The organism is Pandoraea sputorum, assembly GCF_000814845.2.
In the GTDB taxonomy this organism is placed as follows: Bacteria; Pseudomonadota; Gammaproteobacteria; order Burkholderiales; family Burkholderiaceae; genus Pandoraea; species Pandoraea sputorum.
Genome location: NZ_CP010431.2, coordinates 2,515,179 through 2,529,297 on the forward strand (window position 1 = coordinate 2,515,179; position 14,119 = coordinate 2,529,297).

At 64.8% G+C, this 14,119-nt stretch carries 12 protein-coding genes; 6 read left to right on the top strand and 6 right to left on the bottom strand.

Annotated features, from left to right (window positions below):
• Nucleotides 1–157: 157 nt before the first annotated feature.
• Entirely contained in the window at nt 158–673 is a 516-nt protein-coding gene (locus NA29_RS11095) for a DUF2938 domain-containing protein (protein WP_039398161.1), read from the bottom strand.
• Nucleotides 674–776: 103 nt separating this feature from the next.
• On the opposite strand from NA29_RS11095, the gene NA29_RS11100 reads away from it, so the two are divergent.
• Nucleotides 777–1,247, top strand: a complete 471-nt coding sequence (locus NA29_RS11100; RefSeq protein ID WP_039398163.1) for a helix-turn-helix domain-containing protein — start codon at nt 777–779, stop codon at nt 1,245–1,247.
• Between the two features lie 2 nt (nt 1,248–1,249).
• On the opposite strand, the gene NA29_RS11105 is transcribed toward NA29_RS11100, so the two are convergent.
• The 5 genes from NA29_RS11105 to NA29_RS11125 form a co-directional block, all read right to left on the bottom strand.
• A complete protein-coding gene (locus NA29_RS11105) occupies nt 1,250–2,743 on the bottom strand; it encodes an enterochelin esterase domain-containing protein (protein ID WP_052252841.1) in 1,494 nt (497 codons plus the stop codon).
• A gap of 8 nt (nt 2,744–2,751) precedes the next feature.
• Nucleotides 2,752–5,187, bottom strand: a complete 2,436-nt coding sequence (locus tag NA29_RS11110) for a TonB-dependent receptor (RefSeq protein WP_224786771.1) — start codon at nt 5,185–5,187, stop codon at nt 2,752–2,754.
• Between the two features lie 265 nt (nt 5,188–5,452).
• The gene (locus NA29_RS11115; protein ID WP_039398165.1) at nt 5,453–6,457 is read right to left on the bottom strand and encodes a FecR domain-containing protein; all 1,005 of its coding nucleotides are present in this window, start codon (nt 6,455–6,457) and stop codon (nt 5,453–5,455) included.
• On the bottom strand, nt 6,454–6,963 hold the full coding sequence (locus NA29_RS11120; protein ID WP_039398167.1) for a sigma-70 family RNA polymerase sigma factor: 510 nt from the start codon (nt 6,961–6,963) through the stop codon (nt 6,454–6,456). The genes NA29_RS11115 and NA29_RS11120 overlap by 4 nt, the downstream gene beginning before the upstream one ends.
• 154 nt (nt 6,964–7,117) lie before the next feature.
• Nucleotides 7,118–8,035, bottom strand: a complete 918-nt coding sequence (locus NA29_RS11125) for a helix-turn-helix transcriptional regulator (protein ID WP_039398169.1) — start codon at nt 8,033–8,035, stop codon at nt 7,118–7,120.
• A gap of 218 nt (nt 8,036–8,253) precedes the next feature.
• Here NA29_RS11125 and NA29_RS11130 point away from each other — a divergent pair, with 218 nt between their 5' ends.
• The 5 genes from NA29_RS11130 (at nt 8,254) to NA29_RS11150 (ending at nt 14,055) form a co-directional block, all read left to right on the top strand.
• The gene (locus NA29_RS11130; RefSeq protein WP_039403104.1) at nt 8,254–9,012 is read left to right on the top strand and encodes a crotonase/enoyl-CoA hydratase family protein; all 759 of its coding nucleotides are present in this window, start codon (nt 8,254–8,256) and stop codon (nt 9,010–9,012) included.
• Between the two features lie 28 nt (nt 9,013–9,040).
• Nucleotides 9,041–9,967, top strand: a complete 927-nt coding sequence (locus NA29_RS11135) for a 3-hydroxyacyl-CoA dehydrogenase NAD-binding domain-containing protein (RefSeq protein ID WP_039398171.1) — start codon at nt 9,041–9,043, stop codon at nt 9,965–9,967.
• A 65-nt stretch (nt 9,968–10,032) separates the two neighbouring features.
• Nucleotides 10,033–10,953, top strand: coding sequence for a beta-keto acid cleavage family enzyme (locus tag NA29_RS11140; protein ID WP_039398173.1), 921 nt, complete (start codon nt 10,033–10,035; stop codon nt 10,951–10,953).
• A 64-nt stretch (nt 10,954–11,017) separates the two neighbouring features.
• Complete coding sequence (locus tag NA29_RS11145; RefSeq protein WP_084103650.1) at nt 11,018–12,199, top strand: ABC transporter substrate-binding protein; 1,182 nt, start codon at nt 11,018–11,020, stop codon at nt 12,197–12,199.
• A complete protein-coding gene (locus tag NA29_RS11150) occupies nt 12,184–14,055 on the top strand; it encodes a feruloyl-CoA synthase (RefSeq protein WP_084103652.1) in 1,872 nt (623 codons plus the stop codon). The genes NA29_RS11145 and NA29_RS11150 overlap by 16 nt, the downstream gene beginning before the upstream one ends.
• Nucleotides 14,056–14,119: the final 64 nt, after the last annotated feature.

Genomic DNA, 14,119 nt, shown 5'->3' on the forward strand with positions numbered 1-14,119 from the left:
TGGGCGAAATCCTTGAGTCGGCGTGCCACGGTGCCCTGTGTCGCCATGCGATTTTGTGAGGACGCCACAGCGCAACGAGTGCGGCATGGCGTCGGCCACTATAGTACGGCGTCCGTGACAGCTCAAGCGCGAAGAGTTCGTTCGCGCCGACTTGCGCTCAGCCTGAGGCGGCGATCAGGGCCGTTGCGGCGCTGACCACCCAGGCACCCGCATATAGACCCAGACCGAACACCGTGTGTGTGATCAGACTACGCAGGCGTGCCTGTGCCGGTTTCGGTGTTTTGCTGGCCGCAATACCGGCGCCGAACGCGGGTTGCATGACGAAGAAGGGCATCACGACGGTGACTACGCCGTATGCGAGCGCCGTGGGCCAGGTCGGCGCATCCAGCCACGCAGAACCCGCGAGCACGACGAGGAAGGCCGCGAAGCCGACACCGATGGCGTAGTGCGCGAACCACCCGAGTGCCTTTTCGCCGGGGACGGGCGTTGCACGGGCGATGCTGGCGTGAGCGAAGCGACCGGCAGGTATGTGCCCAAGCCAGCGCCCGACCATCGCGAAGTCGAGCGATGTGACGCCGAAGACCCGGCGAAGCATCAGTGCCCAGAGGTCCATTACAACCGTGGCGAAGACGCCGATCGCAAGGATCTGCGTGGCGAGGGTGAGCGTTGTCATTGTCATCTCCTGAATCGACGGTGCGTCGGTGCCGTGACGGCGAGTCCGCGGTTAGGGCACTATACGAATTCAAGTCAACTTGAAGTCAAGCGGGAGTCTCGACATGACACTGGACATTGGCGACGTCGTCGCGCGTGCGGGTGTGCCGCCGTCCACGCTGCGGTTTTACGAGGAGAAGGGGCTGATCGCTGCCACGGGACGGCGCGGTTTGCGACGGCAATACGATGACTCGGTCTTGCAGACGTTATCGCTCATCGCATTGGGCCGCACGGCCGGATTCTCGCTGGACGACATTGCCGGGATGTTGTTGCCGCAAGGCAAGGCGAATATCGACCGCGAGCGGTTGCAGGCGAAGGCGGCGGACATCGACAAGACAATCAGGCAATTGAGCGCGTTGCGTGACGGCTTGCGCCACGCGGCGGAGTGTCCGGCAACGGAGCATCTGGCGTGCCCGCAGTTTCAGCGTCTGATGCGGCTTGCGAGCATGAAGGGAGCGAAGGGAGCGAGAAGGGCGAGCGCGTCCTCCCTGGAGAAGCGCTCGCCACGGCCGGGCAAGCCCGCGACGTTGGGCTGACGTTATCGCCCGTCGGCAGTGCGCCCGAACGACGGCATCGAACACGCGGCAGCAAGGCTCCCCGGCGCGGCGGGACGCGCTTGCAAGGCGCGTTGTGTGTCGGGCGTGCCGATGAGCGCCATCAATCCACAAGCCAGCGAGCCACGCCAGTGCAGGTAGTCGTGCCCGGTCGCCGTCGACGTGTATGTCACGCGGTAACCCTTGGCGCGCAACACGTCGCGCATGTGACGGCCGGACGTGCCGATACCCGTTGGCCCGCGTCGGTCTTCGAACAGCCCCGATTCAAGGTAGAACTTCACCGGCAGACGCGGGCCTTCGGCGTACTGACGGATCAACCATCCGGATTCGCGCGCGTCGGCATCGCCTTGCGACGGTGCCCACCAATACGATCCCGACTGCGATAGCACGTTGCCGAACCACTGCGGCGCTTCATGGGCTGCCCACGCCGACGCTAGGCCCCCGTAACTCGATCCGGCAACCACCGTCTGATCGGCGGACGCGGATACGCCTTGTGCTTTGGCCCACGGCATCAGTTCATCGGACAGGAACCGCGCGAACGCCGGATTCGGCGGCAGCTCCTTACCCCGGGTACTGCCGTCGATCACACCGACGATGAGCGCCGCCGTTGGCGGAATCCGCCCCTCGGCAATCAGGTTGTCGAGAATCACCGGCGTGGGCACGGTATTCACATAAGCGTGCGCGTCGAACACCACGAGCAGGCCTCGCGACGCGTCATCCGCACGATATCCCGCAGGACGATAGACGTAGACATCGCGCGTATTGCCGAGCGCTTTGCTGGTGAAGCGTGTGGCCTGCAGGGTGCCCGTCGGCACATCGGCGCGGCGTTCGATCCACGGTTGCGGTGGCGCGTCGGGCAAGACGACCGACGACTTCACGCTGCGCTTGCCGTCGAAGCCTTCTACCGTGAAGGGATGGCGGTTGAGCGGGTCGGCCTGCACCGTCTTCAGGACCGCCCGGCGACGTTCCATTGGCGTGCCCTCAATGTCGGGGACGTTCGGCGCGAGCTGGTAGGACAGCCGGGTGCTCTCGGGAACGACATAGCTGCGGTACCAGACGTCGCTGTCGCGCAACTGATGCATATCGTCGTGATCGCCGGACGGCGCGCCCAGAATGCGCACGTTGTGTGGATGGCCGCGCCAGAGGAAGGTGATCAGCGACACCTTGCCAGGCGGCGGCGCGAGCGGCGAGGCCATCTCGTCGCCGGTGATGGCATCCGGCGTCACTGCTTCGATCATCGGCGTGCCAGTCGCGCCGACTTCTTGCCAGAAGGCGTCGGTATTGCCCCCGGCGCACAACGCGGCGTTCAGTGAGAGCAGACGCGGGCTGACGAGTCCGAGCCGGTATTGCGGTGCCTGAGCATCGCAAGCGCCGGCGGCGTGGGACGGCGCCGGGGTTGCCAGTGCGAGGCTCGTCATGCCGCCGGACGCAACGAGCGCGACGGCAACCGCCGTCGCCCGAAGGATAGGGAATGTCATGACGAACCTCAGAAGTCGACGCTGGCGGAGAGCTTGAACGTGCGCGGGGCGTTCTGGATCACGTAACCGTCGTTGAACGTGCCCGACCATGCAATGCGGTTGGTGACGTTTTCGACGGCGGCGCGAAACACCACGCCCTTGCCGTAGACGCGTGTGGCATAGCGCGCGCCGACGTCATAGCGGGTCCATCCACCGATCTTCTGCGTGTTGGCCGAGTTCACGTATTGCGAACTGGTCGTGATCATGCGGCCCGTGAGCGTCACGCCCGGAATCCACGGCAAGTCCCATTCGGTGCCGAGGTTAGCCGTCCATTTCGGCACACCGTACGGTGTATTGCCGTTGTAAAGATTGCCAGCGGTCTTGGTCAACTCACCGCGTGTGTAGGCCGCACCGCCCAGCACACGCCAGCGTGGCGTAAATTCGCCGAAGACGTTCCACTCCACGCCACGGTTACGCTGTTCGCCGTCCGGGTTGTACGTGTTAGTCGCGACGTCCTTGATCATGCCCGGCTTGGTGATCTGGAAGAACGAGAGCGTGTTCGTGAAGCTGCCTGCGTCCCACTTCACGCCGAACTCGGCTTGCTTGCTGCGATAGGGGACGAAGACCTGTCCGTAGTTGGCGGCGCTCACGTCGGTGACCATACCGCCTTGCGTGAGGCCTTCGATGTAATTGCCGTACAGCGAGATGTTTGGCCCGAACGGCTTGAGTACCAGACCGAAGGCCGGGGTGATGGCGTTCTCGTCGTAGTTGGAGGTGCGCGCGCCGGTGGTCGCAGAGAAGGCGGCAGCGCGAACGCGCTGGCTGCGCAAACCGGCGATCAGCGTCACACGGTCCTGGAACATTGAGACGGTGTCGGCCAGTGCAAAGCTGGAGAGCGTGGATTCGGCGGTTTTCGGGGCCGAACCGGGGTCTTTCGCCAGGGTCGGATTGACGGGGGCGTAGATGTTCGAGTTGTAGTTCGCGCTCGTGGTGAAGACGTTGCCGCTGGTCGTGTCGAGCGTTGTGGCCGAGAGCGTCAGTTCATGCTTGAGCGGGCCGGTGCGAAAGCGTGTGCGAACACCCGCGTCGAGCGAGAGGGTATCGGTCCAGCCGCGCTGGAAGTAGGTCGCGCCGGTGTAGCTGCCGTCCGCCTTGATCGGACCGGTGCGTGTGCCTGTGATGAAGCCGGAGTAGCGATAGCTCAGCGCGCCGATGCCAGCGTAGGCCGTGATGGCGTCGGTCACGTCGACCTCGCCGCGCAGCTGCACGCCAGTGCTTTCAAGATTGCCGAACTCCCCGCGTAGCACGTTGGTGCCCGAGGCGGGCGGTGCGACGACTTTCGTTGCGAAGGTCGCCATCCACGGACTGCCGCCGGTGTACTTCTCCGAGTCGGTGTAGGCGTCGAGTCCGATACGAACGCGATCCGTCTTCAGGTCCAGTGCGACGGAGCCGAATTCGCGACGCTTGTTCTGACCTTCGAGCGTGGTGCGACCGTCGCGCAGCGCGCCGTTAAAGCGAATGCCGATCTGTTCGTTGTCCCCGAAGCGGCGGCCGACATCGGCCTGCACGCCGAATTGCGAGTCCGACACGTAGTCGGCGGTCAAGCGCGTGAGCGGTGTGCTTTCCGCTTTTTTCGTCACCACATTGATCGCGCCGCCGACCGCCCCCGACGGCGACATGCCGTTGAGTAGCGCGTTCGGTCCCTTGAGCACTTCAACGCGCTCGATGAACTCGGTGGGCACGTGGCCGTAGGGCGACAGGCCGAACATGCCGTTAAGCGAGACCTCGTCGGCCGTCAGCGGAAAGCCGCGCACGCTGAAGTTCTCATACATATGGCCGCTCGACGTGGTGAAGCGGACCGACGGGTCGTTGTCCAGCACGTCGGCCAGCGTGGTCGATTGCTGATCCTGAATCGTCTTGGCGGTGTACGCCGTCAAGTTGAACGGCACATCCATGAAGTCCTTGTTGCCGAGCAGGCCGAGACGCCCGCCGCGCGCGACCTGTCCACCGTCGTACGCCTCCGGCAGGCCGACGGCCTGCGCGACGACGTGCGTGGTCGGCAGCAACACGCCGTCGCCTGCGAGCGCCGCGCCGGTGTCTTGTGAGGCGGCGCGCAGGGTGTAGACACCCTGACTGCTGCGCATCGCCTGCAACTGATGCGGCGAAAGCAGTTGGTATAGCGCCTGCGTCAACGTGTAATGGCCATGCAGACCGGTGCTCTGACGCCCTTGCGTGAGCGACGCATCGACGACCAACTCGATGCCTGCCGCGTTGGCAAAGCGGTTGAGCACGGCGTCGAGCGTGCCGGGGGCGATCTGCCACGCGCGGTGCGCATCGACGGCGTTTTGGGCGACGAGGGAGGGCGCGGACGCGGGTGCAGCGCTGGCGCGCTCGGCAACGCTTGCGGCCGCAAGGGCGATCAACAGGGCGACGGCGGGACGAAGGGCCGCAGCAGAGGGCTTCAAGCGGGGCTTCAATTGCGGCATTAAGCTCGGCATCAAGCGCGGCGTCGGGCGCAGCAAGGCGGCTTTGGGAGTCAACACGTTCGTGAGCACGGTGGTCAGGGCTGGATAGCCAGAAGGTTCGGAAACGGATGCCGGTGCGGTCATGCCGCACCGGCGCATACAGGTATTCCGAACGAGATCGGCAAACCCTCAACCGATTTGGAGAAAATCTGAAAAAAGCTGGCGGGACGTTGTGAGGCGGGACGTCAGACGTGATGTGCCATCGCTATCGCGCTTTGACACTCACCCAGTACCGCGTGCGATAGACCGTCTCGACGGGCAGGCCAACGGCCAGACTCGCCAGCGCCCGGTCGGTGTCGGCGAGCGAGAACACGCCGCTCACAAGCAGATCGGCGACGGCGGTATCGCAGCGCAGCACGCCGCGACGGTAGTGCGAAAGCGTCTCAATGAGATCGCCGAGGCGAATGCGTTCGACGACGAGTTGAGCGCGTGTCCATGCTGCGGCGTTTTCGTCGAACGGTGTCGACTCGGCCAATGGCTCGATGGCGCTGGACGAGAAGCTCGCCGCCTGTCCGGCATTGAGCCGTTGAGTCTGTGCGCCGCGTGCGGGGCGCACGAGCACGATGCCGTCGAAGACAGCGACCTGCGTGCGCGCGCCGTCGTCACGCACAGTAAAGCGCGTGCCGATATCGCGAATCTCGCCCTGGCGCGTGGCGACGACCAGCGGTGCGCCGTGAGTGCTGTTGGACGGACCGGTCTCGATGCAGATGCGACCGCGTCTCAACGAGATGTGACGCTCGTCCGGCGAGAAGCGCACGTCAACCGATGAGGCGGTGTCGAGCCACAGTTGTGTGCCGTCGGCCAGCATGACCCGCCGCACTTCCCCCACGCCGGTCGAATAGTCTGCTGTCACGTTGTCCCACATCGGCGAGCGACGCAGTGTGTAACCGGCACCGGCCAGCGTGATGACACCGCCGAACACGCGCAGCGCGCGGCGGCGTCCAGCATCGCTCACGCGCGGGGCCGGACGGGCTGTCAGCGTGTCGAAAGCCACCCGGGGCGGTAGCTTGTCGAGCGCTTCGAACTTCTGTCCGATGGTGCCCAGACGTTGCCACGCACGCTCATGATCGGGATGGGCGGCGCGCCAGCGCTCGCATGCGGCAATGTCCTCGGCGGTCACGGCTTCGGACCAGAGTCGGGCGAGCCACAGGCTGGCGCGTTCGACGACTTCCGGTGCCAGGGGCGAGACGGGGGCGCTCGGCGAGCTCATACGTCGCTCCCGAACTGCACGGTATAGCACTCGCGTAACGCCTGCGCGATGTACTTTTCCACCGACGACACCGAGACCTGCAGCCGCTCGGCAATCTCTCGATAGCCCAGCCCTTCGAGCTTGCACAGCAGGAACGCCGTGCGCGCTTTGGCGGGCAGACGCGAGAGCAGGGTATCGATTTCGATGAGCGCTTCAAGCACGAGGGCACGTGTTTCGGGCGACGGGGCGATCGGCTCGGGCAAAGCAGCCAGGGTTTCGAGATAGGCCGTCTCGATGTGACGCCGCCGGAACAAATCGATCACCAGACAGTTGGCGATGCGCGCCAGATAACGGCGAGAATCTTCGATGTGCGGTGCACGTCCGGCGCAGAGCACGCGCAGATAGGTGTCGTGCGCAAGATCGGCGGCGTCGAACGCATTGCCGAGCTTCTTGCGTAACCAGCCGCGCAGCCAGCCGTGATGATCGCGGTAAAGCGCGCCCACCTCGCGCTGAAAATGACTTTCCATGATTCCCCGTGTTTGCATGACGCGTATTCCACGGGCGATGCCGCTCAAGAAAGAACGCTGATCCGCAAATGATAATGATTCTTATTAATTCTAAGGGTGAATCGTAGGGCGGCGCAATAGGCGTGACATTCGCGGGGAGAGCGCGCGACGGAATTCAGGCGGCGCGGGCGGGGGACAGACGGGCCTGGAGGTCGGCAAGCGCTGCCTCGGGCGTGATGTCCGACGTGTCGAGCGTGATGTCGGCCAGCCGGTACAGCGACTCGCGGGCGTCGAGCATGCGATGGATGTGTTCGAGCGCTTCGTTGCGCAGGGCTTCTGTGGCGATGCGCGCATCGTTTTGCTGCATCACTCGCTGGAAGTGGACTTCCGGGCGTGCGCGTAGCCACACCGTACGGAATGCGCGCAGCACGCGCTCGAAGGTCGGCGCTTCCGAGACGATGCCGCCGCCGGTGGCCAGCACGACATGCTCATGCTCGTCGATGATCCGCTCGATGCACTGCCGCTCGATACGACGCATCGCGGCCTGCCCGTATAGGGTGATGACTTCGCCGATAGCAATGCCAGCTTCGCGTTCGACTTCCTTGTCGAGTTCGACGAAGGGTGCGCCGATGGCTTGCGCCAGTTGAGGGCCGAGCGTCGACTTGCCCGCTCCGCGCAGACCGATGAGCGCGATGCGCTGGCCCGTCCGTCCGTGGTCGGCCGCGACAGGCACGACGAGTTGGCGGCGCAACCGCGAGAGGACCTCCGGCGATTGCTGGCGCAGGTACTCGATGAGGATGAGCAGATCGCCGTCGTGAATGGAACGTTCGGCGACCAGTGTTTCGACGCCCACATTCAGGGCCTCGGCCAGCTTGTGCAGCACCGCCAGAGACACATTGCCGGTACCGGCTTCCACTCGCGCGAGATACGGCAGCGAGACGCCCGACTGCGCGGCGAGCTGCTTGCGCGTCATGCCGCGCTGGGCGCGCAGCATGCGCACCTGCCGGGCGAGCGAGGCCAGACGCGACGTCACCCCGGCGTCGGCATCTTCTGCCGGATCGGACTGTGGCGTATCGGCAGGCAGTGTTTTCATGGGCTAACGGGGCATAGTGCGGTTGCTGCCAAATATACTATGAGATAGCACGTGCGGTCGCATCCGGCTGCGGACTTTCGGCGTCGATGGCTCTTAATCTGCATTAAATTGCCTTTATTGGCAAAATATCCCTGTTAACCCTGAACTGCATTGCACAAGCTGCGCAACAAAGAAAATATCTTATAAGATACTTTCCACGATTTGGAGCGATGCAGACCATGACCTATCCCCACCTGCGTGTGCGCGTCGAAGACGCCATCGCGTTCGTCACTCTCGACCGAGCCGAGAAGCGCAATGCGCTTTGCGATGCGGCCATCGATTCGCTCGAAGCAGTGTTTCGCGACTTCGACGACGGCGTCAGAGCCGTTGTCCTCAGCGGTGCTGGCGAGCACTTCTGCGCCGGGCTGGATCTCTCCGAAAACAGCACACGCGATTCTATTGACGTGCTGCGCGTCTCGCAGCGCTGGCACAAGGTCTTCCATGAGATCCAGTTTGGCGGACGTCCGGTGATCGCCGTCCTGCAAGGCGCTGTCATTGGCGGCGGGCTGGAACTGGCGCTGGCCGCCCACGTGCGCGTGATCGAGCGCAACGCGTTCTTCCAACTGCCCGAGGGCAAACGCGGAATCTTTGTCGGCGGCGGCGCCTCGGTGCGGGTGGCGCGCATTCTCGGCCCGGACCGCATGACGGAAATGATGCTGACGGGACGCTGTTACGACGCCGTAGACGGTGAGCGTCTGGGCCTCGGACACTATCTTGCCGACGTTGGCGACGGACTCGCGCTGGCAACACAACTGGCGCGCGACACGGCGGCGAACAGCCCGCTGTCGAATTGGGCGACGATACATGCGCTGTCGCGCATTCACGATATGTCGATGGCCGACGGCCTCTTCACCGAATCGGTGACGAGCGCACTCATGCTCGCTACGCCCGAAGCGCGCGAGCGTATGGAACGCTTTCTTGGTCGCGCGGCGCGCTAGCCGTCCGGCCATCCCCACGGAGACGAATATGAAATACGACAACATCGAGCAGGTCGCCGTCATCGGTACCGGTGTCATCGGCGCGAGCTGGGCCGCGTACTTTCTGGCACGCGGTCTGCGCGTGAGCGCGTGGGACCCCGCACCGGGCGCACGTGAACGTCTGCGCGAAGCGGTCGATGCGCACTGGCCCACGCTTATCCGCATTGGGCTGACGACAGGCGCGACACGCGACAGCCTTACATTCCACGACACGCTCGACGCCGCGCTCGAAGGGGCCGATTTCGTGCAGGAGAGTGGCCCCGAGCGCGAAGACCTCAAGCAGGATCTTTTCCGCAAGATGGACGATGCGTTGCCGCCGTCGGTGGTGATTGCGTCGAGTTCGTCGGGGTTGTTGATGAGCCGTGTGCAATCGGTGTGCGCCCATCCCGAGCGTGTGGTGCTCGGGCACCCGTTCAATCCGCCGCATTTGATTCCACTCGTCGAGGTGATCGGCGGCGAACAGTCGTCGCAAACCGCCATCGACACCGCCATGCAGTTCTATCGCGCCATTGGCAAGCGCGCGATCCACGTCCGCAAGGAAGTGAAGGGGCATATCGCGAACCGTCTGCAAGCGGCGCTGTGGCGCGAGGCGATTCATCTGGTGGATACCGGCGTGGCCTCCGTTGCGGATATCGACGACGCCATCGCTTACGGCCCGGGCCTGCGCTGGGCGGCGCTGGGGCCGTTCCTGAATCTTCACCTGTCCGGCGGCGCGGGCGGCATCGCCCATCTGCTCGAACACCTTGGCCCGCCCATCGAGTCCTGGTGGGCAGATCTCGGCGCGCCGGTACTGACGGACGACCTCAAGGCACGTATCACCGCTGGCGTCGAGGCCGAGTTGGCCGGGCGGGGCAATGCGCGACTCGAAGCGCAGCGAGACGCGGTCATCCTCGGCATTCTCGCGAGCAAGCCCTGAACCCTGCGCATCCCCTCTGGAAGCATCCGATCCAACGAACCACCGATTCGAAGAAGGAGACACGCATGAGCAAACCCAAAGTCATCGTCACCATCGCGCCCACTGGCGGCATGGCGTACAAGTCGCAGAACCCGCATCTGCCCACGCAGCCGGACGAAATCGCGCGCGATGTCTACGACTGCTACAACGCTGGCGCGAGCGTCGTGGCGATTCACGCGCGGCGTCCGGGCGATGACGGTGCGACGTGCGATCCGGCGATCTATCGCGACATCAACCGCCGCATTCGCGACAAGTGCGACATCGTCATCAATAACTCGACAGGCGGCGGCGTCCACGGCGACATGATCGGGCAGGCCGACAACGGCTATTGGGAGATCCTCTGGGAGGAGCGCCTGAAGGGCATGGACGCCGGTGCCGAGATGTGCACGCTCGATGCCACGACCATCATCGCGAGCTTCGGCGGCAAGGAACTGCTGATGCACACCTCGCCGGAGCGCTCGAAGCATCTCGCCATCGAGATGAAGAAGCGCGGCATCAAGCCGGAGTGGGAGGTCTTCAGTCCCACGCACATCGTGCAGGACCTGGCCACCCTCACTGCTGCCGGATTCGACGACGAGCCGTTCTTCGTCAACCTCGTGCTCGGCGTGCATCGCGGCTTCCAGAACGCCATGCCGTACACGCCACGCGTGTTGCAGTCGATGGTCGATCTGTTGCCCAAGGGCAGCATCTTCTGCGTGAGCGGCATCGGACCGGCGCAACTGCCGTCGGCGATGAATTCTCTGCTGCTCGGCGGCCACGTGCGGGTTGGCCTGGAAGACAACCTGTACTACGAGCACGGCGTGCCTGCGACGAACCAGCAACTCACCGAGCGCGTCGTGCGGCTCGTGCGTGAGATGGGTTACGAGCCCGCCACGCCCACCGAAGCGCGCGAAATCATGGGCCTGCCGCGCAACCGCGAAGTACTGCCGGAGTTCGCTGTGCGCTGACGGGCAAGTGCGCGTTGCAAGCTGTCCGGCCACTAGAACGAAAACATCCCAGGAGACAAGTCACATGGCGGCAAACAGGTTCACACGCAGTTTCGCGCTATCTCGCATCCTTTCGTTGTCGACGCTCGCCGGTGTGGCGATGTTCTGCGCGACATCGCAGACGTACGCCCAACCGGTGGGCGTCACCGTAGGCGTCACGCTCTCGACAACCGGCCCGGGTGCGTCGCTCGGGATTCCGGAGAAGCAGGCCATCGGCATGTTGCCACCGACACTTGGCGGGCTGCCCGCGCGCTACATCGTGCTCGACGACGCCACCGATCCGACCACCGCGACGAAGAACGCGCGTCGTCTCGCGACCGAAGACAAGGTCGACGCGATCATCGGGTCGTCCACGACGCCTGCGTGTCTGGCCGTCGCCGCAGTGGCAGCCGATACCCGCACCCCGCAGCTCGGCCTATGTCCGTTCGTGCCGAGCGCCACGCAAATGCGTTACGTCTTCTCGCTGCCGCAATCGGTCGCCGTCATGGCCGACGCTGTGCTCGACGACATGAAGGCGCACAAGGTGAAGACGCTGGGCTTCATCGGCTTTAACGATTCCTATGGCGAAGCGTGGCTCAAGGACATTCAGGCGCGCGCCGTCGCCCGTCAGATTCAGGTCGCGCCGGTCGAGCGTTACGCGCGCAACGATCAGTCCGTGACGGCGCAGGTGCTGAAGGTCATGTCGTCGAACGTGGACGCGGTCATCATCGCGGCGAGCGGCACGCCGGGCGCGCTGCCCATGAGCACGTTGCGTGAGCGCGGCTACAAGGGGCGTATCTACCAGACGCATGGTGTCGCCAACAACGACTTCCTGCGCGTGGCGGGCAAGAGCGCCGAGGGCGCGATTCTGCCGGTGGGCAACATCCTCGTCGCTGAGCAATTGTCGGCGAACCATCCGGGCAAGGCCGTCGCCACGGACTTCGCGAAGCGTTACGAAGCACAGTACGGTGCTGGCTCGCGCAACCTGTTCGCGGGTTATGCGTACGACGCGTATCTGGTCCTCGACCGTGCCGTCGCGGTGGCGGCGAAGCAGGCGCAACCGGGCACGCAGGCGTTTCGCGACGCACTCGTCACCGCCGTCGAGCAGACGCGCGGTCTGGCGGCCACGCACGGCATGATCAATGTCAACGCACAGGACCACTCGGCTTATGGCGAAGACGGTCGCGTGCTCGTCACGGTGAAGGGCGGAAAGTGGAGCATCGAGTGAACGTGGCGGCGGCCGCGCGCCGCCTCGCCCGGCCCGACATCGAACGCGAGGTGCGCGCAGACGGCAGCTTCGTGATTCGCTCGCGCACTGTGCTCGGCGAGTTCGAGCGCAGCCCGGTCGACTGGCTCGTGCAATGGGCTTCGAGGACGCCGGAGGCTGTTTTCGTGGCCGAACGGAGGCAGCCCGGCGATGCAGTGTCCGATGCAGGCCTCTGGCGTGAGGTCACCTACGGCGAAGGGCTGGCGATGGCGCGCGGCATCGGGCAGGCGTTGCTCGACCTCGACGTGCCGCGTGAGCGTCCCGTGGTGATTCTGTCGGACAACAGCGTCAATCACGCGCTGCTCGTGCTCGGCGCGATGATGGCGGGGCGCCAGACGGCCATTGTGTCGTCTGCGTACTCGCGCATCGCGAAGGACATGGGCAAGCTGCACGGCATTCTTGCGCGGCTCGACCCGGCGCTCGTGTATGTCGAAGACGGCGATGCCTACGCGCGTGCGCTGGACGGTGCGCCGATCCATTGCCCCGTCGTCGTCACGCGACATGGGCGTGCGGACTGGTTGCGCTTCGACTCGCTTGCGTCGACCTCGGCAACGGCGGCGCTGGATGCCGTCTTCGCGCAAGTGCACCCCGAGGATACGGCGAAGCTGTTGCTGACGTCCGGCTCGACGGGCAAGCCGAAGATCGTCGTCAACACACACCGCATGCTGGCAGCGAATCAGCAGATGATTGCGCAGTGCTGGCATTTCCTCGACGAGACCCCGCCGGTCGTGGTCGACTGGCTGCCGTGGAGCCACACGTTCGGCGCCAACCACAACTTCCATATGGCGTTGCGCAACGGCGGAGCGTTCTATGTAGACGACGGTCGTCCTGTGCCCGAGCTCGTGGGGCGTTCCGTCGAGGCGTTGCGCGACGTGTCGCCCACGCTGCACTTCAACGTCCCGAAAGGGTTCGAAGCGCTCGCGCCGTTTCTCGAAGACGACGAGGCATTCGCCTCGCGCTTCTTCGGTCGTCTGCAAGTGCTGTTCTATGCGGCGGCGAGTTTGCCCCCGGCGGTATGGCAGCGCTTCGAGCGACTGGCGTCGCGGCACTGCGAGACACTGCCGTTCTTCACTTCGGCTTGGGGCGCGACCGAGACATCGCCGCTGATCACCAGCGTTCACTTCCCGATTCCGGGCGCGGGCAATATCGGTCTGCCCGCACCGGGTAACGAGCTGAAGTTCGTGCCCAACGGCGACAAGCTGGAGATGCGCGTGCGTGGTCCGTCGGTATTCCGTCGCTATGCAGGGGACCCGGAGGCGACGGCGCAGGCGTTCGACGAGGAAGGTTTTTATCGCACCGGCGATGCGGGTCGTCTGTCGGATGTGAACGATCCCGGCGCAGGTGTGATTTTCGACGGCCGGGTGTCGGAGGACTTCAAGCTGACGAGCGGCACGTGGGTTTCCGTAGGGGCACTGCGGCTGCGGGCCGTGACGGCATTGGCCCCTTACGCGTCGGACGTCGTGATCGCGGGCCACGACCGCGATGAAATCGGGCTACTGATCTTCCCGAGTCCCGCCATGCGGGCGAAGGCGGCATCTGTTCAGGTGTCAGAGGACGATCACGCAGGAAAGACACTCGCGATGCACGACGATGTCCGCTCGCTCGTTGCACAGGCGCTCGCCCAACTGGCGCATGACGCCGGGAGTTCGCAACGCGCCGCGCGCGCGGCCATTCTGGCGTCGCCGCCGTCGCTCGAACAAGGGGAGATCACAGACAAGGGATACGTGAATCAGCGTGCGGTGCTGACGCTGCGCGCCGACGACGTCACGCGGCTTTACTCGGACTGCCCGTCGGTCATTCGCTTGCCGTCTTCCTGAGGTCAGTGCGACAACTTGAGAGATAGGGGAAGTGAGAGCGGCGGCGCGCCGGTGGCGGAGCGTG